This is a genomic window from Streptomyces sp. P17 (assembly GCF_032436805.1).
In the GTDB taxonomy this organism is placed as follows: domain Bacteria; phylum Actinomycetota; class Actinomycetes; order Streptomycetales; family Streptomycetaceae; genus Streptomyces.
The window spans coordinates 1-245 of the sequence record NZ_JAVRBF010001333.1 but is presented as its reverse complement, the minus strand read 5'-3'; the positions used below and the strand labels follow the sequence as shown (position 1 = coordinate 245).

At 40.0% G+C, this 245-nt stretch carries 1 pseudogene; it reads left to right on the top strand.

What is annotated here, in order from left to right:
* Window positions 1–55: 55 nt before the first annotated feature.
* A pseudogene (locus RMT89_RS44875) lies at window positions 56–245 on the top strand (hypothetical protein); the annotation flags it as partial.

Genomic DNA, 245 nt, shown 5'->3' with positions numbered 1-245 from the left:
CATTACTCTGGCCTTTATTGCCTACGTTGTATTATTAATGGCTACCTTGTATTCGGTGCAGGTGGCTTATATAAGTTATAAATTAAAACACAAAGATTTTTCTGGCGTAAGTCGCTTTTTACCCCCCTTAATGCAAGCAGAGAAATTGCAATTCCGCTTATTAGCAGCAGGCACGCTTGCCCTTACCATCGCCTTAATCACCGGAATTCCATTTACAACAAATTGGCTAGAACATAAAAGTCTGC